The following is a 19,520-nucleotide window of genomic DNA, read 5'->3' as shown; positions in this document are numbered from 1 at the left end:
ACCATGCCGAAGACCGCGTCTCTTCGCCCGAGCGGGACGGCCCTCGCCGAGCCGTTGACCTCGCTCGGCGGTCTCCTGCGCGAGTGGCTGCCCCAGCAGCGCTGGTTCGCGGGCAAGGACCGGCCCGTCAACGACCTGGGTCTGCTGTCGATGACCGAGTTGTTTCCGGGCTGTCTGCACCTGCTCGTCCGTACCGGTCACACGGCCGTCCCCACCCCCGGCGGCCCTCCCCCGCCCGGCGACTGCTACCAACTGCTCCTCGGCGTAAGGGATCGCCCGGCGCCGCGGCTGGGCCGGGCCCTCATCGGCCGCGCGGACGAGGGACCCCTGGCCGGGCTGCTGATCTACGACGCCCTGCGCGACCCCCGGGCGGCGGGCCTGCTCCTCGAGCGCCTGCGGCACCCCGGAACAGCCGGCCCCCTGCGCTTCGAGGCCGACCCCGGTATCGGCGTGCCCGCCGGACTCACCCCGCGCCTCCTCGACGTCGAACAGTCCAACTCCTCGCTCGTGTACGGCGACGCGTTCATCCTGAAGGTGCTCCGGCGCGTCCAGCCAGGTGTCCATCCCGACCTCGAGGTGCCCGCCGCCCTCGCCCGGCAGGGCTGCGCCCGTGTGCCCGCCCCAGCAGCCTGGTTCCGCACCGATCTGCCGCAGGACGCGACCCTCGGGGTCCTCCAGCCCTACCTGCCCGGCGCCGCCGACGGCTGGACGCTGGCCCTGCGCGCCCTCGCCGCGGGACACCCGTTCACCGACGAGGCCTACGAGTTGGGCCGGGCCACCGCCGACGTACACCTGGCCCTCGCGACCGCGTTCCCCGACGACGCCCGCGACACGCGGCACAGCCGGCGCACGGCGGCGGCGATGGCCGAGCGACTCGACGCCGCCGTGCACTGCGTACCGGCGTTGCGGCCGTACGCCCCGGGGCTGCGGGCCGCGTTCGACAGCCTGGCCGGGCTCGACGCGGGTCCGGCCGCACAGCGCGTCCACGGCGATCTGCACCTCGGGCAGGTGCTGCGCACCGGCGGGACCGGCGGCGACTGGTTCGTGATCGACTTCGAGGGCGAGCCGTCCCGCCCGCTCGCCGAGCGCCGCAGTGCCCAGTCCCCGGTGCGGGACATCGCGGGCATGCTGCGCTCCTTCGACTACGCCGCCCGCACGCGCCTGCCGTGGCACCCCGAGTGGGCGTCGCGCTGCCGCGAGGCCTACTGCGCGGGGTATGCCGCCCGGGCCGGGTGGGACCCGCGCCGCGACCCTGGGCTGCTGCGCGCGTACGAGACCGACCGGGCCGTGTACGAGGTCGTCTACGAGGCCCGGCACCGCCCCGACTGGCTCCCCGTCCCCATGGCGGCGATCGAGCGACTCTCCGTCCGAGGAGGCTGACAGCTGTGGCCCTGCACGATCCCTCACTCTCCGACATGCCGTCCCTGGGCAGGCCCGACGGCCTGTGGGAGCCCGGCGACAGGCAGCGGCTGCTCTGCGGCACCCATCACGATCCGCACGCGGTGCTCGGCGCGCATCCCGGGCCGGGCGGCGTCGTCGTCCGTGCGCTGCGCCCGTACGCGCGTGGGGTGACCGTGCTCGTCGACGGGCGGCCGAGCAGGCTCGACGACGACGGTGACGGGTTCTTCAGCGGCCTGCTCCCCTTCGGCCTGTCCGGTCCCGCGATGCCCGACTACACGTTGCTGGTCTCGTACGAGGACGGCGAGTCGGAGATCGAGGATCCGTACCGTTTCCTGCCCGCGCTCGGCGAGCTGGATCTGCATCTCATCCGGGAGGGCCGGCACGAGGAGCTGTGGAAGGCGCTGGGCGCCCAGCCGATGACCCACCAGGGCGTGACCGGCACCCGCTTCACCGTCTGGGCGCCGAACGCGCAAGGGGTCAGGGTGGCAGGGGACTTCACCTGCTGGGACGGAACGGCCCACCCGATGCGCTCCCTCGGCGCGGCCGGGGTGTGGGAGCTGTTCGTGCCGGGTGTGGGTGAGGGCGAGCGGTACAAGTTCGAGGTCGTGGGCAGGGACGGCGGCCGGGTCATGAAAGCGGACCCGATGGCCCGGCGCACCGAGGTGCCACCCGCGACGGCGTCGGTCGTCACCGCCTCCCACTACGAGTGGGGCGACGAGGAGTGGCTCGCGCGCCGGAACGGATCAGCCGTGCACGAGGAGCCGTTCTCCGTGTACGAGGTCCATCTGCCGTCCTGGCGACCAGGACTGACGTTTCGTCAGCTCGCCGACGAACTCCCGGCGTATGTCGCCGATCTGGGCTTCACCCATGTGCAGCTCATGCCGGTCGCCGAGCATCCCTTCGGCCCGTCCTGGGGGTACCAGGTCACCTCCTACTACGCCCCGACCGCCCGGCTGGGTTCTCCCGACGACTTCCGGTATCTGGTCGACGCGCTGCACCGGGCCGGTGTCGGTGTCCTGTTGGACTGGGTGCCGGCGCATTTCCCCAAGGACGACTGGGCGTTGGCCCGGTTCGACGGGACGTCCCTGTACGAGCCCGGGGACTCACGGCGAGCCGAGCACCCGGACTGGGGGACGTACGAGTTCGACCTCGGGCGCACCGAGGTGCGCAACTTCCTGGTCGCCAACGCCGTGTACTGGTGCGAGGAATTCCATCTCGACGGGCTGCGGGTGGACGCGGTCGCCTCGATGCTCTACCTCGACTACTCGCGCGACTCGGGGCAGTGGACGCCGAACGTGTTCGGCGGGCGGGAGGATCTCGACGCGGTCGCCTTCCTCCAGGAGATGAACGCCACCGTGTACCGGCGGGTCCCCGGGGTCATGACGATCGCCGAGGAGTCCACGGCGTGGGACGGGGTGACCCGGCCCACCGACAGCGGCGGGCTCGGTTTCGGCCTGAAGTGGAACATGGGCTGGATGCACGACTCGCTCGGCTATGTGTGCCATGAGCCGGTCCATCGCAAGTACCACCATCACGAGATGACGTTCTCCATGGTGTACGCGTACAGCGAGAACTACGTCCTGCCGATCTCCCACGACGAAGTCGTCCACGGCAAGCGGTCGTTGGTGTCGAAGATGCCGGGCGACTGGTGGCAGCAACGGGCGAACCACCGCGCGTATCTCGGTTTCATGTGGGCCCACCCCGGCAAGCAACTCCTCTTCATGGGGCAGGAGTTCGCCCAGGGAGCGGAGTGGTCCGAGGCGGAGGGCCCCCACTGGTGGCTGCTGGACACCGAGTACGCCGCCGAGCCCGACCACCGGGGCGTCCGCGACCTCGTCCGCGACCTCAACACCGTCTACCGGCGCACCCCCGCCCTCTGGGAGCGGGACACCGACCCCGCCGGTTTCCGCTGGGTGGCCGGGGACGCCGCCGAGGACAACGTCTTCGCGTTCCTGCGCCACGACGCGCAGGGAGCGCCCCTGTTGGCGGTCAGCAACTTCTCGCCGGTGGTCCGGCACGACTACCGCCTCGACGTTCCCGGCTCGGTCCCCGCCTGGCAGGAGGTCCTCAACACCGATGCCGCCCGCTACGGCGGTAGCGACATCCTCAACTCCGGGACGTTGAAGCCCAGGTCGTCGGGCCTTCTGCTGACCCTGCCGCCGCTCGCGACGGTGTGGCTGGCTCCTTCGTCGAAGGTCCGCGGGAAAAACACTTCACAGTTCCCGACAACAAAGGCCGTGACCTGAGCTACATTCGTTCACCGTCGATAACTCCACTCGTCGGCGCGGTCACAGTCAGTACGATCCAGGAGCAGCGCATGCGCGACTTCGCCCTCGCTCCCCCCACCACCGCACCGCTGACGGGCGGTCTCGCCGACAGCGTGTTCGACACGGCGCTGCGCGAACCGAACCTGCCGCAGATCGCGCGCCGCATCGACCCGGCCAAGCAGCTCTGGACGCGGGTGACAGCCGCCGAACTGCGGGACGAGGTCGTCGACCTGGCCAAGGGGTTCATCGCCTCCGGCATCTCGCCGGGCCACCGCGTGGCCATCATGGCCCGCACCCGCTATGAGTGGACGGTGCTCTGCTACGCGCTGTGGACGGTGGGCGCGGAAGTCGTGCCGATCTATCCGACGTCCTCGCGCGACCAGGTCGCCTGGATCCTCGCCGACTCGCAGTGCAGCGCGATCGTCGTGGAGGACGAGCAGGGTCTGATGACCGTCGGCTCGGTGTGCACTTCGCTGCCCCTGCTGCGCAACGTGTGGCAGCTGGACGACGGTGCTCTGCCCCACCTCGTGGAGCTGGGTCGGTCGGTGCCGATGACCACGGTCGACTCGCTGCGCCGGATCGTGCTGCCGGACTCGGCCGCGGTGATCGCCTACACCTCCGGCACGACCGGGCATCCCCGGGGCTGCGCCCTGAGCCACCGCAACCTGGCCAGTCCGTGCGACACCCTCCTCGCGGGCTGGCGGCACACGGCGGCACCGCCCGGCGAACAGCCCACGGTCCTCGCCTTCCTGCCGTTCTCGCACGTGTACGGCCTGATGATCCAGGGCCTGTGTCTGCGCGGCGGCATGCTGATGGGGCACGAGCCCGATCTGGCCGGCGAGGCGCTGTCGGCGGCGCTGCTCTCGTTCAGGCCGACGTATCTGTACGCGGTCCCGTCGGTGTTCGAGAAGATCTACAAGAACTTTCTGCGCGCCGCCCAGAAAGCCGGCCGGGGCAGCCTGTTCGAGCGGGCCGTCGGCACCGCGCGGGACTTCGCGACGGCTGTCGAACGGCAGCGGCTGGGCACCGGCTCCGGGCCCGGCTTCGACCTGCGGCTCCAGCACGCCCTCTACGAGCGGACGGTGTACCGCAAACTCCGGGCCGCTCTGGGCGGGCGGGTCTGCGGCGCGGTCTCTGGCGGCTCGCCCCTCAACCGCGAACTCGCCCTGTTCTACGCGGGTATCGGTATCCCCGTCCACGACGGCTACGGCCTCACCGAGACCGGCGGTGGTGTCACCGCGCAGCCCGTGGGCCGCGAGAAGTTCGGGACGGTCGGGCAGCCGCTGCCGGGCACGGAGATCCGGGTCGCCGATGACGGCGAGATCCTCGTGTACGGCGCCTCCGTCTTCCAGGGTTATGTGAACGACGACGCCGACACCCGGGCGGCGCTGCGGGGCGGCTGGCTGGCCACCGGGGACATCGGGCGGCTGGACCAGGAGGGGTATCTGACGATCACCGGGCGCAAGAAGGACATCATCATCACCAGCAGCGGCAAGAGTGTCGCCCCGGCCGCCCTGGAGCAGCGGTTGCGGATGCATCCGCTGGTGCACCAGGCGGTGATCGTGGGTGACAACCGGCCGTGCGTGGGTGCCCTGATCACCCTCGACCCGGATTTCCTGGCGCACTGGCGCGCCTCTCTGGCCCTCCAGGAGGACACACCGCACCGCCAGGCGCGGGAGGAGAACGCCCTGCGGGAGGAGATCGGACGGGCGGTCGCCGCCGCCAACAGCACGGTGTCGCGCTCCGAGTCGATCCGGGTGTTCCGTGTCCTCGCGGAACCCTTCGACCTCAGCAACGGCCTGCTGACCCCCTCGATGAAGCTGTGCCGGGACGCGATCGTTCGGCACTTCGCCTTCGAGATCGACGCGATGTACCAGGCCAGGACACGCTCCCCGCGTCCCGACCCGGCGGCGGAGGAACTCGCGCACTGGGACGACGCGGACAACGTGTTCCGCTGAGCGCACGGCGCGTACCCGGCGCAAACCCGGCACTGACCATGGTTGACGGTACGGCGGACGGGCCCGCAGAGTGATCTCCGTATCGGCCTCCCCTGTACGGATTGGACCTGCAGTGACCAGTACCGCCGCACCGTGGGCGCAGGCGCCCGTCAAGGTCGGGCTCGTCGGCGCCGGACCCTGGGCGCAGTGGGTGTACGCACGCATGCTGGCCGCCGGGCCCGAGACCGAACTCGCCGGGGTCTGGGCACGCCGCCCGGAGGCCGCACAGGAGACGGCGGCACCGTACGGCGCCCCGGTCGCCGCCCGGTTCGAGGAACTGCTCGACTCCTGCGAGGCGGTGGCGTTCGCCGTGCCGCCCGCCGTACAGGCCGAGCTCGCCCTGCGCGCCGCGAAGGCGGGCAAGGCGCTGCTGCTGGAGAAGCCCATCGCCCAGGATCTGGCGGCGGCCCGACAGCTGGTGGACGCGATCGGCGAGGCGGGGGTCGCCTCCCAGGTGACCCTGACGAACCGCTTCCACCCCGAGACGCGCCGGTTCCTGGCGGCGGCGAGTGAGGCGGACGTGTTCGGCGCTCGGGCGGCTTTTCTGAGCGGTGCCTTCCTCGGCGGCGCGTTCGCCAGCCCCTGGCGGCTGGAACAGGGCGCGCTGCTCGATCTGGGGCCGCACGTCCTCGACCTCCTCGACGCCTCCGTGGGGCCGATCACGCGGGTGCGCGGCACGGGAGATCCGCGCCGCTGGATCGAACTCACCTGTGAGCACGAGAACGGCGCGGTCAGCCAGGCCTCACTGTCCGGTTCCGTGAACGTGGCACAGGGCTCCGCCCGCGTCGAACTCTTCGGTTCCGGGCCGGAGTTGGTGTTCGACAGCGCGGAACTCGACCATGAGGAGACCTGGCCGGTACTGCGCCGCGAGTTCGCGACCGCTGTACGCAGCGGTGTCGCCGGTGAGCTCGACGCCCGTCGGGGGCTGCATCTGCAGACGCTGATGGCGCAGGTGTCCGAGGGCTGAGCACCCCGCGACCGGACGTGACGTGGATCACGACCGGCTCCGGGGTCGAGCCGGAACATCCCGGCGGGGCCGGCCGTTCTTGTCTACGTGGCTGCGGAGGGGACAGTGTCCCCGGGCCTCACCTATAGCCCATGGGGAAGATCGTTCGGCTGAAGCCCCATGGAGCCTTTCGCCGCGAGGCGACCGCCCTCCGCGTGCCACCACCTACGGCCCTGGCTGGTCTCCCCCGTCCAGCCAGGGCCTTCTTGTGCCAAAAAAGCGAATTCATGCCTGCCGCCGAGGTGCTCGCCGCGTCCGCAACGGCTGAAATGGGTGTAGGGGAGCCACCGGAACCGGGTAGTGCGCTGCCATGGCGGACGACTTCCCTCCAGATCGCCGGCGAGGAGCCCTGCTCATGACCAAAGCGACGAAGCTGCTGACCGCCCTTCCCCCGCACCGGCGTGAGCGTCTGCTGGCGCTCGCGACAGAGGTGTCCTTCCCGGAGGACTGCACGATCTTCGAGGCGGGCGGCACCGCCGACCGGTTCTGGGTGGTCCGCTCCGGGGCGGTCTCCCTGGTGCAGCAGGTGACGCCGGTGCAGCGGGTGACGGTGGCCAGTCTCGGTGCGGGCGATCTGCTCGGCTGGTCCTGGCTCTTCCCGCCCCATGAGTGGGACTTCGGCGCCGAGGCCTTCAGCCCCGTACGCGCCTACGAGTTCGACGCCGCGGCGGTGCTCGAGCTCTGCGAACAGGACCCGGCCCTCGGGATGCAACTGGTGCGGGTCATCGCCGAGATCCTCGCGCATCGGCTGGAGCTGACCCGGGGCCGGCTGATGGAGCACTTCTCGCTGCACAAGCGGGGGCCGGGGTAGGAGTCCCGGGCCGGTCATCGGACGCGGTAGCGGCGCAGTGCCGGCATCGCGGCCGTGAGGACCAGGGTGACGGCGACGACCAGGAGTCCGCCCCCGGCGACGGCGGTACGCGGTCCGAGGGCGGATGCGGTGGTGCCGTGCAGAAGGTCGGCCAGGCGGGGTCCGCCCACGACGACCACTGTGAAGACGCCCTGCATCCGGCCGCGCATCTCGTCGGTCACCGCCGACAGCAGGATCGCCATCCGGAAGACACCGGAGACCATGTCGGCGACCCCCGCGACGACCAGGAACGCCGCCGCCACCCACAGGCTGGTGCTCAGCCCGAATCCCGTGATCGCCAGCCCCCAGGCGACGACCGCGCCGATCACCATCCAGCCGTGCCGGCGCGCCCGCGAGAACGTGCCGGAGAACAGACCGCCGAGCACCGCGCCCACGGGGATCGCCGCGAACAGCAGGCCGAGGGCGAATCCCTCCCCGTACGGGGCGTACGTCTGGGCGGCCAGCTGCGGGAAGAGGGCCCGGGGCATACCGAAGACCATGGCGACGATGTCCGCGAGGAAGGACAGCAGGAGCACCTTGTGCAGGGCGATGTAGCGGAATCCGGCCACGATCTCCCGTGCGCCCGCCTTCCGGGAGGCCTCTGGTCCCGGCGGCAGCGAGGGCAGCCGTACGACGGACCACAGGGTGACGCACAGGGCGAGCGCGTCGATGAGGTACAGCTCGGCGAGGCCGACGACGGGTATGAGGGTGCCGGCGAGCAGCGGTCCCGCGACCAGGCCGGTGTGCATGACGGTCATTCCCAGGGCGTTGGCGGCGGCCAGTTCCTCCTCGGGGACCAGTTGGGCGACTACGGCGCTGCGGGCCGGTGAGTTCAGGCCGAAGAAGGCCTGCTGGAGGGCGAGAAGGATCATCAGGGTCGCCACCGAGTCCAGGCCGACGAGGGCCTGGATCCAGAACAGCAGCGAGGTGACGGCGATGCCGGTGTTGGTGATCAGCAGCAGCTTGCGGCGGTCCATGCTGTCGGCGACGGCGCCGCCCCACAGGGCGAACACGACGAGGGGCAGGAGCCCGGCGAGGCTCGCGTAGCCCACCCAGGCGGAGGACTGGGTGATGTCGTAGATCTGCTTGGGCACGGCGACGGCGGTGAGCTGGCTGCCGACGGCGGTGACGGCGGTCGACGTCCACAGGCGACGGTAGGCGGGGCGGCGCAGGGGTCGGGTGTCCATGGCCCAGCGGCGCCGGCCCGGGCGGGACTCGGCCGTGGGCTCGGCACTGGGCTCGTCCGGGGGCTCGGTCGGCTGGGGGTCCGAGTCGTTGCCGGTGCTGCTGTTGCTGGGGTCCACGGGTGTCCTGGCTGCTGGTTACAGCCAATCGGCTCAGCTTTCAATATCACAGATCCTTCCGGGACCTTCTGCGGCGAGCGTCCGGGCGGCGCTGTCCAGCAGCATGTCGAGGGCCGTCGGATAGGCGCTGGCGACCATGCGGGCGGCGAGCAGCGGGGCCGCCTCGGCGATCCGGGGGTGGGTGCTGCGGGGCAGGCGGGCGTAGGTCGAACGCCACATGTCCTCGTCGGCGGTGAGGCTGGCCCGCGGCAGGGCCAGGGAGGCGGCGTCGAGGGCGGCGAAGGCCAGCGTCTGGTCGATGAAGGCGTGGTAGATCCGTACCGTCTCCGGCAGCGGGAAACCGGCCGTGCGCAGGACGTCGAGGATGGCCTCGTCGGCGGCCAGTTCGTTGGCGCGCCCCGTGACGCGGCTGGCGGTCAGGACCGCGGCCTGGGGATGGCCGACATACACGGCGTGGATGCGCAGCCCGATGGCGCGCAGGTCGGCCTGCCACTCCCCCGTGGGCCGCCAGCCTTGGAGCGCCTGCCCGATGAGCGCGTCGCCGATGGCGAGGGTCAGGTCGTCCATGCCGCGGAAGTAGCGGTAGAGGGTACTGGGGTCGGCGTCCAGGGCCAGGCCCAGGCGGCGGGCGGTGAGGCCGGTGCTGCCGTGCTCGCGGAGCATGCGCAGGGCGGTGTCGACGATCAGCCGCTCGGACAAGACCGTGCCGCTCCTGGTGGGACGGCGACGCCGTCGCTTCTCCTCCGGCACTACCTGCTTCGGCACGGCGATCCCTTCGATCCGCTCGGTTCTTATGCCAACGCCATTGACCTTAGATCAAGGCAAGGCGTTGGATCGGCGGACAACGGCGTCGGAATCTTTACGAACCTCACAAAAGGGAGTTCTGCCATGCGTGTGCTGCTCGTCGGAGCCGGCGGTGTGGGGACCGCGATCACCCGGATCGCCGCCAGGCGGTCCTTCTTCGACCTGATGGTGGTGGCCGACTACGACCCCGTGCGCGCCGAGGCCGCGGTGGCCGCGCTCGATGCCGATGGCCGGTTCGTGGCGGAGCGGGTTGACGCGTCCGACGAGGCGGCGGTGGCGGACCTGCTGGCCCGGCACGGGTGCGATGTCCTGCTCAACGCGACCGACCCGCGCTTTGTCATGCCGCTGTTCCGTGCGGCCCGCGCCGCCGGGGTCACCTATCTGGACATGGCGATGTCCCTGTCGCGCCCGCACGCCGAGCGGCCGTACGAGGAGTGCGGGGTCAAGCTCGGGGACGAACAGTTCGCGGCGGCGGACGAGTGGGCGAAGGCGGGCGCGCTGGCGCTGGTCGGCATGGGTGTGGAGCCGGGCATGTCCGATGTGTTCGCCCGGTACGCGGCCGACGAACTCTTCGACGAGATCGAGGAGATCGGCATCCGGGACGGGGCGAACCTCACCGTGGACGGCTACGACTTCGCGCCGTCCTTCAGTATCTGGACGACGATCGAGGAGTGTCTGAACCCGCCGGTCGTCTACGAGACGGGCCGGGGCTGGTACACCACACCGCCCTTCAGTGAGCCGGAGGTGTTCGACTTCCCCGAGGGCATCGGGCCGGTGGAGTGCGTGAACGTCGAGCACGAGGAGGTGCTGCTCGTGCCGCGCTGGATCGACGCGCGCCGCGTCACCTTCAAGTACGGCCTGGGCGAGGAGTTCATCCAGACCCTCAGGACGCTGCACCTGCTCGGCCTGGACCGCACCGACCCCGTGACCGTCCCAGGCGCCGCAGGCCCGGTCGCCGTGTCGCCCCGGGACGTCGTCGCCGCCTGTCTGCCCGACCCGGCGACGCTGGGCGACCGGATGCACGGCAAGACGTGCGCGGGGACCTGGGTCAAGGGCACGAAGGACGGGGCACCGCGCGAGGTGTACCTGTACCACGTGGTCGACAACCAGTGGTCCATGGCGGAGTACGGCTCCCAGGCGGTGGTGTGGCAGACGGCCGTCAATCCGGTCGTCGCCCTGGAACTCGTCGCCACCAGCGCCTGGTCCGGTAGGGGTGTCCTGGGCCCGGAGGCGTTCCCGGCCCGCCCCTTCCTGGACCTGCTGACGGCGTACGGCTCACCGTGGGGCATGCGCGAGCAGTGAGACGCGCTCCCCGGGCCGGAACCCGGGGAGCGGGGTGTGACGCCGGGGCGCCCTACGGCGCGGAGGGCTTGCCCTTCGTGCCGATCCACGTCCGGAACAGTGTGTCCAGCTCCTTGCCGGAGATGCGCTCGGCGAGGGCGGTGAACTGGGCGGTCGTACCGTGCCCGCCCCGGTGCTGGGTGGCCCAGGTGCGCAGGATCTTGAAGAACGCCGGGTCACCGACCGCCTTGCGGAGCTTGTGCAGCGCCATGGCACCGCGGTCGTAGACGGGCCTGCCGAAGATGTTCGCGCCGCTGCCCGGGTTGGCGGGCGGGAAGGACCACAGGTCGTCGTTCTTGGCCGTGGCGTACAGGCCGTCGAAGGTCTTCTGGGCGCTCGGTCCGCCGTGCTGTTCCGCGTACAGCCACTCCGCGTAGGTGGCGAAGCCCTCGTTGAGCCAGATGTCCTTCCAGCTGGTGAGGGCGACGGAGTCGCCGAACCACTGGTGTGCGCTCTCGTGGACGAGGGTGCTCAGGTCGGGTGCCTGGTCGTACACGGGACGGGTCTGCGTCTCCAGCGCGAAGCCGACCTGCGGGGCGCGGTCGACGATGGCTCCGGCGGCGCGGAACGGGTAGGGGCCGAAGAGCTTGGCCTCCCAGTCCAGGACGGACGGCAGCTTCTTCAGCACGGGCGCGGCGGCGGAGGCCTCGCGCGGATCGACGGCGTTGTAGACCTTGATGCCGCCGCGGGTGGTGTACTGCTCGACCTTGAACTTCCCGACCGTCGCCGTGGCCAGGTAGGAGGCCATCGGCTCCGTCTGGCGCCAGCGGAAGGTGGTCTTGCCGCCCACTGTCCGTTGGCTCAGCAGGACGCCGTTGGCGACGGCGGTGCGCCCCTGGGGGACGGTGATCGTGAAGTCGTAGGAGGCCTTGTCCTTGGGGTGGTTGTTGCCGGGGAACCAGCTCATGGAGCCCTGTGGCTCGCCGGCGACGAACGCCCCGTCGTCGGTGGTGATCCAGCCGTCCTTCGAGCCGTCCGGGTCGATGACCGCCTTGGGCACGCCCGTGTAGCTCACGGCGACCTGGAACGTCTGGTTCTTGTTCAGGGCGCGGCGCGGGCTGACGATCAGTTCCTGCCCGGAGCGCCGGAAGTTCGCGTTGACGCGGTCGACGGTGAGCGCGGTGACCTTCAGTCCGCTGAGGTCGAGGTTGAAGCGGGTCAGTTTCTGGGTGGCGCGGACGGTGAGCACGGCCCTGCCGTCGAGGCGGCGGCTGGTGGGGTCGTAACGGAGGTGCAGGTCGTAGTGGCCGACGTGGTAGCCGCCGTTTCCGGACAGCGGGAAGTACGGGTCCCCGACACCGGAGGTGCCTGTCGTCGCGGCTCCCGCGGGGCCGGCGGCGGCCAGGAGGGCGGCGAGAGCGACGGGTACGGTCGCGACGACGGCGTCACGACGGAGAACGGCGGTGGGTCTGCCTGAGTACTTCCTGGGGCGTCTCACGCGAGCTCCTACGGGATGGGTTCTGATCGTCTTCAGGGTTTTCACCCTAGAGGCGTCTCCGCGCGAATTCCTCCTCCTTGTGGCCAGGTTGCGAGCCCTCGCGACCGGGCACATCATTCTTTCGGTCAGGTATCCACGCGACCACCCGGGAGGCCGCTCGTGACCGTCCGTGTCCGCCGTGTCTACGAACCTCCTGAGCCGGAGGACGGCACCCGCGTCCTGGTCGACCGGCTGTGGCCGCGCGGTCTGTCCAAGGAGGCGGCGCACGTCGACGAGTGGCCGAAGGCCATCACGCCGTCGACCGAGCTGCGCCGCTGGCACCACGCCCAGGAGGACACCCCCGACGCCGAGAAGGAGTTCCGGCGCCGTTACAAGGCAGAGCTGGCCGAGCCCGACGCGGTGGAGCGTCTGGACGCGCTGCGCGCTCTGGCCGGCGAGGGACCGGTGACGCTCATCACCGCCACCAGGTCCCCCGCGCAGAGTCACGCCTCAGTGCTGGCCGAACTGCTGACGTCCGGGGGAAGGCACTGACCTCGTGAGGTGCTGAGAGTTTCAGGCGGTCGCCCGTGCCGCCGCCCGCCCGGCCGCGCGGCCCGAGAAGAGGCAGCCGCCGAGGAAGGTGCCCTCGAGTGCGTTGTAGCCGTGGACGCCTCCGCCGCCGAAGCCCGCGACCTCGCCGGCCGCGTACAGCCCCTCCACCGGATCGCCGTCCGCGCCCAGCGCGCGTGAGTCGAGGTCCGTCTGGATGCCGCCGAGGGTCTTGCGGGTGAGGGTGTGGAGCTTGACGCCGATGAGCGGGCCGGCCTCGGGGTCGAGGATGCGGTGCGGGACGGCGGTGCGGCCGAGCCGGTCGCCGATGTAGCGGCGGGAGTTGCGGATGCCCTGGACCTGGGCGTCCTTGCTGTAGGGGTTGGCGATCTGGAGGTCGCGGGCCTCGATCTGACGGCGTACCCGGTCCGCGTCGAGCAGCGGCTTGTCGGTCAACTCGTTCATCTTGCCGATGAGTTGGTCGAGGCTGCCGGCGACCACGAAGTCCGCGCCGTGCTTCACGAAGTCGGCCACCGGACCCGGGGCGCCCTTGCCGAGGATGCGCTCCTTGAGGAACTCCTTGCGGTTCTTGGCGGTGATGTCGGGGTTCTGTTCGGAGCCCGACAGCGCGAACTCCTTCTCGATCATCCGCTGGGTGAGGATGAACCAGGAGTGGTCGTACTCGGCGATGTCCTCGGTGGTGCGCAGGTACTTGAGGGTGCCGAGGGTGTCGTACCCGGGCAGGCAGGGGTCGGGCAGGCGGCGGCCGAGCGCGTCGAACCACATGGAGGACGGGCCGGGCAGGATGCGGATGCCGTGGCCGGGCCAGATCGAGTTCCAGTTCTGGATGCCCTCGGTGTAGTGCCACATGCGGTCGCGGTTGACCAGTCGCACGCCTGCCTCGGCGCTGATGTCGAGCATCCGCCCGTCGACGTAGGCCGGTACGCCCGTGACCATCTCGGCCGGTGCCGTGCCGAGCCGCTCGGGCCAGTACCGGCGCACGATGTCATGGTTGGCGCCGATGCCGCCGGTGGTGACGATCACGGCCTGGGCGGTGAGTTCGAAGTCGCCGACCCGGTCCCGGTTGGACGCCACTCCACGCGGCGAGGTGTCCTCTGCGAGGAGCGTGCCGCGTACGCCGCGCACGGCGCCCTCCGTGACGACGAGCTCGTCGACCTGGTGACGGTGGTAGAAGGTCAGCAGTCCGGCGCGGGAGGCCTGCTTGGCGCTGAGCACGAACGGTTCGACGACCCCGGTGCCCGTGCCCCAGGAGACGTGGAAGCGGGGCACGGAGTTGCCGTGTCCGTGGGCGCGCAGGTCGCCGCGCTCGGCCCAGCCGACCGTCGGCAGGAACGAGATGCCGTGACCGGCGAGCCAGGACCGCTTCTCCCCGGCCGCGAACTCGACGTAGGCGCGCGCCCATTTCACCGCCCAGGAGTCCTCGTCGTCGACGCGGTCGAACTGGGCGCTGCCCTGCCAGTCGCTCCACGCGAGGTCGAAGGAGTCCTTGATGCCGAGGCGTCTTTGCTCCGGTGAGTCGACGAGGAACAGCCCGCCGAAGGACCAGAAGGCCTGTCCGCCGAGGTTCGCGGCGTTCTCCTGGTCGACCAGTGCGACCCGGCGGCCCTTGCTGGTCAGCTCGTGGGCCGCTACCAGTCCGGCGAGGCCGGCTCCGACGACGATGACGTCCGCATCCATGGCGACCGTTGTCCTTTCTCATCCGCCGCTGTGCGCGGCCGGGTTGTCATGGCCGTCGGTCAGCAGTGCGGTGAGTAGCTGCTTCAGCCACGCACGCGCGTGCTCGACGTCCCTGTCCAGCAGCAGTTGGGTCGTGACCCCGTCATACGCGGCGATCACCGCGTGGGCGGCGCCCTCGGTGTCGCCGAGTACGGCGGGCAGTTCCGTGTGTCCGGTGGCCCGGGCGAGCCGGTCCGCGACGGCCCGACGCAGCCGCTCACGGTGTTCCAGGAGGGTCTGGGCGAGGGCCGGGATCCGGGCCGCGTGGACCAGGAAGTCGGTCTTGACCAGCAGCCAGTCATGGTCGAGCAGCAGGACCTCGGTGACCCGGTCGACGGCCGCGGGCACGTCGAGATCCGGGCCGTCCAGGGCGAGCGCCCCCGCGACCTGTTCGGCGATCAGGGCGGCGCGCTCCCCGTAGAGGGCGAAGAACAGCTCGTCGAGGCTGTCGAAGTTCGAGTAGAACGCGCCTCTGCTGTAGCCGGCCGCCTCGCAGACCTCTTCGATCGAGACCCGCCCGAAGCCCTTCGCGGCGAACACCGCGAACGCGGCCTCCAGCAGATTGGCCCGTGTCCGCACGCGTCGCTTGGTCACGCGCCCCGTCGTTCCCTCGACCGCCATGTCCGGCCCTCCGTTCGATACAGAAATGTATCCGATACATCGATGTATCCAAAGAGGTTCCGGCGGGCGATATCGCGCCACTCATCAAATAGGAACGTACATTCGAATGCGGGAGTAGGCTGATGCCATGACCGCGCATCTCCAAGGCTCTCTCTTCGACCAGACCGACGAGATCCGGCTCGGCCCACTGGCCGAAATGCGCCGTACTCCACTGACCGACGGCGCCTGGATCGACGAGCTCCCCGGCTGGCTCCACGGGGCCGACGCCCTGTTCGAACTACTGGCGGCCGAGGTTCCGTGGCGGGCCGAGCGCCGCACGATGTACGACCACGTCGTGGACGTCCCCCGGCTGCTGGCCCACTACGGCGTCGGGGACCCGCTGCCGCACCCGGTGCTGGCCGAGGCGCGCGACGCGCTCTGCGCGCACTACGCCGCCGAACTCGGGGAACCGTTCGCCACGGCCGGGCTGTGCCACTACCGGGACGGGCGGGACAGCGTCGCCTGGCACGGGGACCGGACCGGGCGCGGCGCACGTGAGGACACCATGGTCGCCATCCTGTCCGTCGGCACACCGCGCGATCTTCTGCTGCGGCCGGTGCACGGCGGCGAGACACTGCGGCGTCCGCTCGGACACGGCGACCTGATCGTCATGGGCGGCTCCTGCCAGCGGACCTGGGAGCACGCCATTCCCAAGAGCACACGGACCACGGGCCCGCGGATCAGCATCCAGTTCCGGCCACAGGGCGTTCGGTGAAGACCGGACGGCCTGCCCTGTCGTGAGCCGCTCCCTCGCGATCTGCTTTGCTGTGCGTCATCCGGCAGCGCACTGCAGAACGGGAAGAACATGCGGGCAGACGTCCAGCAAGTCGCCGATGGCATTTACCTCGTACACGGAAGCAACACCAACTGGGTGATCCTCACCGAGGGGGATGCCACCACACTGATCGACACCGGCTACCCCGGCGACCGGGAACTGGTGCTCGACTCGCTGGCACAGGTGGGGAGTTCGCCGGAGGCGGTGGCGGCGATACTCGTCACCCACGCACACAACGACCACATCGGCTCGGCCGAGTACCTGCGCTCGACGTACGGCACGCCGGTGCTGACGCACGAGGCCGAAGTGCCGCACGCGCGCCGGGACTTCCTGCACCAGGTGAGCGTCGGGGACGTGCTCAGGAACGGGTGGCGGCCTGGTGTGCTCCCCTGGGCGGTGCACGCGATCCGCTCCGGCGGTACCGCGCAGGTGCCGGTCAGCGAGCCGCAGCCGTTCCCGGAGGCACTCGACCTGCCGGGCGGGCCGGTCCCCGTCCACACCCCCGGGCACACCGACGGACACTGCGCCTTCCACCTCCCGGACGCCGGTGTCGTGGTCACCGGCGACGCCCTCGTCAGCGGGCACCCGACCTCCCGGCTCAAGGGCCCGCAACTGCTGCCCGACATGTTCCACCGCGAGCGCGCGCGTGCAGTGGCCTCGCTGGACCTGCTGGAGAAGCTCACCGCCGACGTCGTCCTGCCCGGCCATGGGCCCGTGCACCACGGCAGCGTGCGGGAGGCGGCCGGGCAGGCGCGGGAGCGGGCCCATTGACCAGGCGTTCTAGAGTGGGCTGACGATCACCTGCGGAACGAGAACGGTCGAGCCATGGCATTGCAGATCAGCGCCACCAACCCCGAGCACCCCGCACTCCTGCTCGAGCTGCCGTGGCACCTCCCGCTGGAGGAGTGGCCCGACCGCTACCTCGTTCCGCTGCCGCGCGGTATCTCCCGGCACGTCGTGCGCTACGCGCGTGCCGGGGAAGAGGTCATAGCGGTCAAGGAACTGGCGGAACGCCCGGCCCTGCGCGAGTACGAGCTGCTGCGGGACCTGGACCGGCTCCGCATCCCGGCCGTCGACCCCCTGGCCGTCGTCACCGGGCGCGCCGACGGCAACGGCGGCGCCCTGGAGCCGGTACTGATCACCCGCCACCTGGGCGGCTCCATGCCGTACCGCTCGATGTTCGAGACGACGATGCGCCCGGCCACCATGCACCGGCTGATGGACGCGCTGGCGGTCCTGCTGGTGCGGCTCCATCTCGCCGGGTTCGCCTGGGGCGACTGCTCCCTGTCCAACACGCTCTTCCGGCGGGACGCGGGCGCGTACGCCGCATACCTGGTGGACGCCGAGACGGGCGATCTGCACCCGCAGCTCAGCGACGGCCAGCGCGAGTACGACCTCGATCTCGCCCGCGTGAACATCAGCGGTGAGCTGCTGGACCTGGAGGCGTCCGGCGCACTGCACCCCTCCGTCGACCCGATCGAGTTCGGCATGGAGATCTGCGCCCGCTACCAGCGGCTGTGGCAGGAGCTGACCCGCACCTCCGTCTACCCGGCGGGCAAGTACCACTACATCGAGCGCCGCATCCGGCGCCTCAACGAGCTCGGCTTCGACGTGGCCGAGATGCAGATCGAGCACTCCTCGAACGGCGACACGGTGACCTTTGTACCGAAGGTCGTCGACGCCGGGCACCATCAGCGGCAGCTGCTGCGGCTGACCGGGCTCGACACCGAGGAGAACCAGGCGCGGCGGCTGCTGAGCGACCTGGAGAGCTGGATGGCCACCCAGGACGACTACGAGCCCGGCGACCCCCTGGGGGCCAGCCCGGAGGTCCTCGCGCACCGGTGGGTGCGGGAGGTGTTCCGGCCGACCGTGCGGGAGGTGCCGCGCGAGCTGCGCGGGAACGTGGACCCGGCCGAGATCTACCACCAGCTCCTCGAGCACCGCTGGTACCTGTCCGAGCGCGCGCAGCACGACATCGGCCTCGACGAGGCGGTCAAGGACTACATCGTGAACATCCTGCCCAAGGCCCGCCAGTCGCTGCCCCTGCCGACGGACGAGGCCGCGCCGCCCGTCTGAGTCAGTCGTGCGGGACGACGGCCACCGGGCAGCGCGCGTGGTGCAGCACGCCATGGGCGACCGAGCCGATCCGCGCGCCCACGGCCGAGCGGTGGGCGCGCCGCCCGACGACCAGGAGCTGCGCCCGTGAGGCGGCCGACAGCAGTACCTCGCCCGCGCTGCCCATCTCGACGTGCTGGGTGACGGGTACCTCGGGGAAGCGCTCGCGCCACGGCTCCAGCGCGGCGGACAGCGTGTTCCTCTCGTACGGTTCCATGCCCCCGGCGTCGTCGAGGAGCTTCAGCGAGCCCGGGCTGTACGCGAACACCGGCGGCAGACTCCACGCGCGTACGGCGAGGACCCCGGCGCCACGAGCCGCCGCGGCCTCGAATGCGAACCGCAGGGCGGGCGCGCTCTCCTCCGGGTCGCCGTGCTGGCCCACGACGACCTCGCGCCCGGCGGCCTCGTCGGAGGCGCGGTCCTCGGCCCGGACGAGCACCACGGGCCGCGCGGACTCGGCGATCACGTGCTGTCCGACGGAACCGAGCAGGAACCCGACGACGGCCCCGTGCCCACGGGAGCCGAGCACCAGCATCTCCGCTTCCGCCGCGGCCTCGACGAGGGAGTCCGCCGCGCTGCCCTCCACCACGTCGACGGCGACCTCCAGTTCCGGATGCCGTTCGGCGACGCTCTGCGCCGCCTCGTCCACGCCCTCTCGCACCCACTGGTCGTGGGTCTCCCGGCTCGCGGCCCCGAACGCCTGGTCCGGCACCAGCTGCCAGGCGTGCAGCACCCGCAGCGGGAGGTCCCGCCGTACGGCCTCCCGGGCGGCCCAGGCCAGCGCGGCGTGGCTCTCGGGCGTTCCGTCCACCCCTGCCGTGATCGGGCGTGTCATGCGGTTCCCTCCGGGTCGTGATCTTGGGTGCGTACCCCGCCCAGTGTTCACTACGCTGCACTCATGACCTTGGAATGGGAACAAGTGATCGTGGACGCGGCGGACCCGGCGGCGCTGGGCCGCTGGTGGGCGGACGCGCTCGGCTGGGCGGTCGTCGACGACTCCCCCGAGGAGTACGAGATCCGGCCGACCCCGGACCGGCTGCCCGGCCTGCTCTTCGTACACGTCCCGGAGGCGAAGACCGTCAAGAACCGGCTGCACCTCGACTTCCGGCCCGACGACCGGCAGGACGAGGTCGACCGGCTGCTGGCCCTCGGTGCGCGGCACGCGGACATCGGCCAGGGAGAGCAGTCCTGGACCACCCTGCTGGACCCCGAGGGCAACGAGTTCTGTGTGCTCGGTTCGCGGCGGAGCTGACCGCAGCGAAGCAGGGCGATCGAACATACGATGGCTCAAAGGCGT

At 71.0% G+C, this 19,520-nt stretch carries 17 protein-coding genes; 11 read left to right on the top strand and 6 right to left on the bottom strand.

All coding sequences use genetic code 11. The annotated features are described in order from the left end of the window. Positions 1-3 precede the first annotated feature (3 nt). From PV396_RS31930 to PV396_RS31910, 5 genes are all read left to right on the top strand, one after another. Positions 4-1,380 (top strand): maltokinase N-terminal cap-like domain-containing protein, encoded by a 1,377-nt coding sequence (locus PV396_RS31930; RefSeq protein WP_319210535.1) that lies wholly within the window; start codon positions 4-6, stop codon positions 1,378-1,380. 35 nt (positions 1,381-1,415) lie between these two features. Beyond that, complete coding sequence (glgB, locus tag PV396_RS31925; protein ID WP_319210653.1) at positions 1,416-3,647, top strand: 1,4-alpha-glucan branching enzyme; 2,232 nt, start codon at positions 1,416-1,418, stop codon at positions 3,645-3,647. Positions 3,648-3,718: 71 nt separating this feature from the next. After that, positions 3,719-5,626: an AMP-dependent synthetase/ligase gene (locus PV396_RS31920; protein WP_319210533.1), complete on the top strand. Its 1,908-nt coding sequence runs from the start codon at positions 3,719-3,721 to the stop codon at positions 5,624-5,626. 112 nt (positions 5,627-5,738) lie between these two features. Continuing rightward, positions 5,739-6,632, top strand: a complete 894-nt coding sequence (locus PV396_RS31915; protein ID WP_319210531.1) for a Gfo/Idh/MocA family oxidoreductase — start codon at positions 5,739-5,741, stop codon at positions 6,630-6,632. A 394-nt stretch (positions 6,633-7,026) separates the two neighbouring features. Next, a complete protein-coding gene (locus PV396_RS31910) occupies positions 7,027-7,482 on the top strand; it encodes a cyclic nucleotide-binding domain-containing protein (protein WP_319210529.1) in 456 nt (151 codons plus the stop codon). 14 nt (positions 7,483-7,496) lie between these two features. Here PV396_RS31910 and PV396_RS31905 read toward each other — a convergent pair whose 3' ends face one another. Both PV396_RS31905 and PV396_RS31900 read right to left on the bottom strand, forming a co-directional pair. After that, the gene (locus tag PV396_RS31905; RefSeq protein WP_319210527.1) at positions 7,497-8,825 is read right to left on the bottom strand and encodes an MFS transporter; all 1,329 of its coding nucleotides are present in this window, start codon (positions 8,823-8,825) and stop codon (positions 7,497-7,499) included. A gap of 33 nt (positions 8,826-8,858) precedes the next feature. Beyond that, entirely contained in the window at positions 8,859-9,590 is a 732-nt protein-coding gene (locus PV396_RS31900; RefSeq protein WP_319210525.1) for a TetR/AcrR family transcriptional regulator, read from the bottom strand. Positions 9,591-9,713: 123 nt separating this feature from the next. On the opposite strand from PV396_RS31900, the gene PV396_RS31895 reads away from it, so the two are divergent. Then, positions 9,714-10,931 carry a saccharopine dehydrogenase family protein gene (locus tag PV396_RS31895; RefSeq protein WP_319210523.1) on the top strand — a complete coding sequence of 406 codons (1,218 nt, stop codon included), beginning with the start codon at positions 9,714-9,716 and terminating at the stop codon, positions 10,929-10,931. Between the two features lie 52 nt (positions 10,932-10,983). On the opposite strand, the gene PV396_RS31890 is transcribed toward PV396_RS31895, so the two are convergent. Next, the gene (locus PV396_RS31890; RefSeq protein WP_319210521.1) at positions 10,984-12,408 is read right to left on the bottom strand and encodes a M1 family metallopeptidase; all 1,425 of its coding nucleotides are present in this window, start codon (positions 12,406-12,408) and stop codon (positions 10,984-10,986) included. 159 nt (positions 12,409-12,567) lie between these two features. On the opposite strand from PV396_RS31890, the gene PV396_RS31885 reads away from it, so the two are divergent. Beyond that, positions 12,568-12,939 (top strand): DUF488 domain-containing protein, encoded by a 372-nt coding sequence (locus PV396_RS31885; protein WP_319210519.1) that lies wholly within the window; start codon positions 12,568-12,570, stop codon positions 12,937-12,939. A gap of 21 nt (positions 12,940-12,960) precedes the next feature. Here the strand turns inward: PV396_RS31885 and PV396_RS31880 are convergent, their stop codons facing one another. Both PV396_RS31880 and PV396_RS31875 read right to left on the bottom strand, forming a co-directional pair. Beyond that, entirely contained in the window at positions 12,961-14,634 is a 1,674-nt protein-coding gene (locus PV396_RS31880; protein WP_319210517.1) for an FAD-binding dehydrogenase, read from the bottom strand. A gap of 18 nt (positions 14,635-14,652) precedes the next feature. Next, complete coding sequence (locus PV396_RS31875; protein WP_319210516.1) at positions 14,653-15,294, bottom strand: TetR/AcrR family transcriptional regulator; 642 nt, start codon at positions 15,292-15,294, stop codon at positions 14,653-14,655. A gap of 127 nt (positions 15,295-15,421) precedes the next feature. On the opposite strand from PV396_RS31875, the gene PV396_RS31870 reads away from it, so the two are divergent. The 3 genes from PV396_RS31870 (at position 15,422) to PV396_RS31860 (ending at position 18,184) form a co-directional block, all read left to right on the top strand. After that, entirely contained in the window at positions 15,422-16,048 is a 627-nt protein-coding gene (locus PV396_RS31870) for an alpha-ketoglutarate-dependent dioxygenase AlkB (protein ID WP_319210514.1), read from the top strand. Positions 16,049-16,138: 90 nt separating this feature from the next. Beyond that, positions 16,139-16,879 carry an MBL fold metallo-hydrolase gene (locus tag PV396_RS31865; RefSeq protein WP_319210512.1) on the top strand — a complete coding sequence of 247 codons (741 nt, stop codon included), beginning with the start codon at positions 16,139-16,141 and terminating at the stop codon, positions 16,877-16,879. 54 nt (positions 16,880-16,933) lie between these two features. Further along, a complete protein-coding gene (locus PV396_RS31860; protein WP_319210510.1) occupies positions 16,934-18,184 on the top strand; it encodes a DUF4032 domain-containing protein in 1,251 nt (416 codons plus the stop codon). 1 nt (position 18,185) lies between these two features. Here the strand turns inward: PV396_RS31860 and PV396_RS31855 are convergent, their stop codons facing one another. Next, entirely contained in the window at positions 18,186-19,058 is an 873-nt protein-coding gene (locus PV396_RS31855; protein ID WP_319210508.1) for a universal stress protein, read from the bottom strand. Positions 19,059-19,121: 63 nt separating this feature from the next. Here PV396_RS31855 and PV396_RS31850 point away from each other — a divergent pair, with 63 nt between their 5' ends. Continuing rightward, positions 19,122-19,475, top strand: coding sequence for a VOC family protein (locus PV396_RS31850; RefSeq protein ID WP_319210505.1), 354 nt, complete (start codon positions 19,122-19,124; stop codon positions 19,473-19,475). The last annotated feature ends 45 nt before the right edge of the window (positions 19,476-19,520 follow it).

This window comes from Streptomyces sp. ME02-8801-2C, assembly GCF_033793965.1.
Taxonomy (GTDB): domain Bacteria; phylum Actinomycetota; class Actinomycetes; order Streptomycetales; family Streptomycetaceae; genus Streptomyces.
This window is presented reverse-complemented; position numbering and strand designations above follow the sequence as displayed.

What these genes read in the sequence shown, in the direction of transcription:
- glgB (WP_319210653.1), top strand. Translation starts at nt 1,416, where the DNA reads ATGCCGTCCCTGGGCAGGCCCGACGGCCTGTGGGAGCCCGGCGACAGG.
- PV396_RS31850 (WP_319210505.1), top strand. Translation starts at nt 19,122, where the DNA reads ATGACCTTGGAATGGGAACAAGTGATCGTGGACGCGGCGGACCCGGCG.
- PV396_RS31910 (WP_319210529.1), top strand. Translation starts at nt 7,027, where the DNA reads ATGACCAAAGCGACGAAGCTGCTGACCGCCCTTCCCCCGCACCGGCGT.
- PV396_RS31880 (WP_319210517.1), bottom strand. Translation starts at nt 14,634, where the DNA reads ATGGATGCGGACGTCATCGTCGTCGGAGCCGGCCTCGCCGGACTGGTA.
- PV396_RS31870 (WP_319210514.1), top strand. Translation starts at nt 15,422, where the DNA reads ATGACCGCGCATCTCCAAGGCTCTCTCTTCGACCAGACCGACGAGATC.
- PV396_RS31865 (WP_319210512.1), top strand. Translation starts at nt 16,139, where the DNA reads ATGCGGGCAGACGTCCAGCAAGTCGCCGATGGCATTTACCTCGTACAC.
- PV396_RS31855 (WP_319210508.1), bottom strand. Translation starts at nt 19,058, where the DNA reads ATGACACGCCCGATCACGGCAGGGGTGGACGGAACGCCCGAGAGCCAC.
- PV396_RS31895 (WP_319210523.1), top strand. Translation starts at nt 9,714, where the DNA reads ATGCGTGTGCTGCTCGTCGGAGCCGGCGGTGTGGGGACCGCGATCACC.
- PV396_RS31920 (WP_319210533.1), top strand. Translation starts at nt 3,719, where the DNA reads ATGCGCGACTTCGCCCTCGCTCCCCCCACCACCGCACCGCTGACGGGC.
- PV396_RS31930 (WP_319210535.1), top strand. Translation starts at nt 4, where the DNA reads ATGCCGAAGACCGCGTCTCTTCGCCCGAGCGGGACGGCCCTCGCCGAG.
- PV396_RS31860 (WP_319210510.1), top strand. Translation starts at nt 16,934, where the DNA reads ATGGCATTGCAGATCAGCGCCACCAACCCCGAGCACCCCGCACTCCTG.
- PV396_RS31875 (WP_319210516.1), bottom strand. Translation starts at nt 15,294, where the DNA reads ATGGCGGTCGAGGGAACGACGGGGCGCGTGACCAAGCGACGCGTGCGG.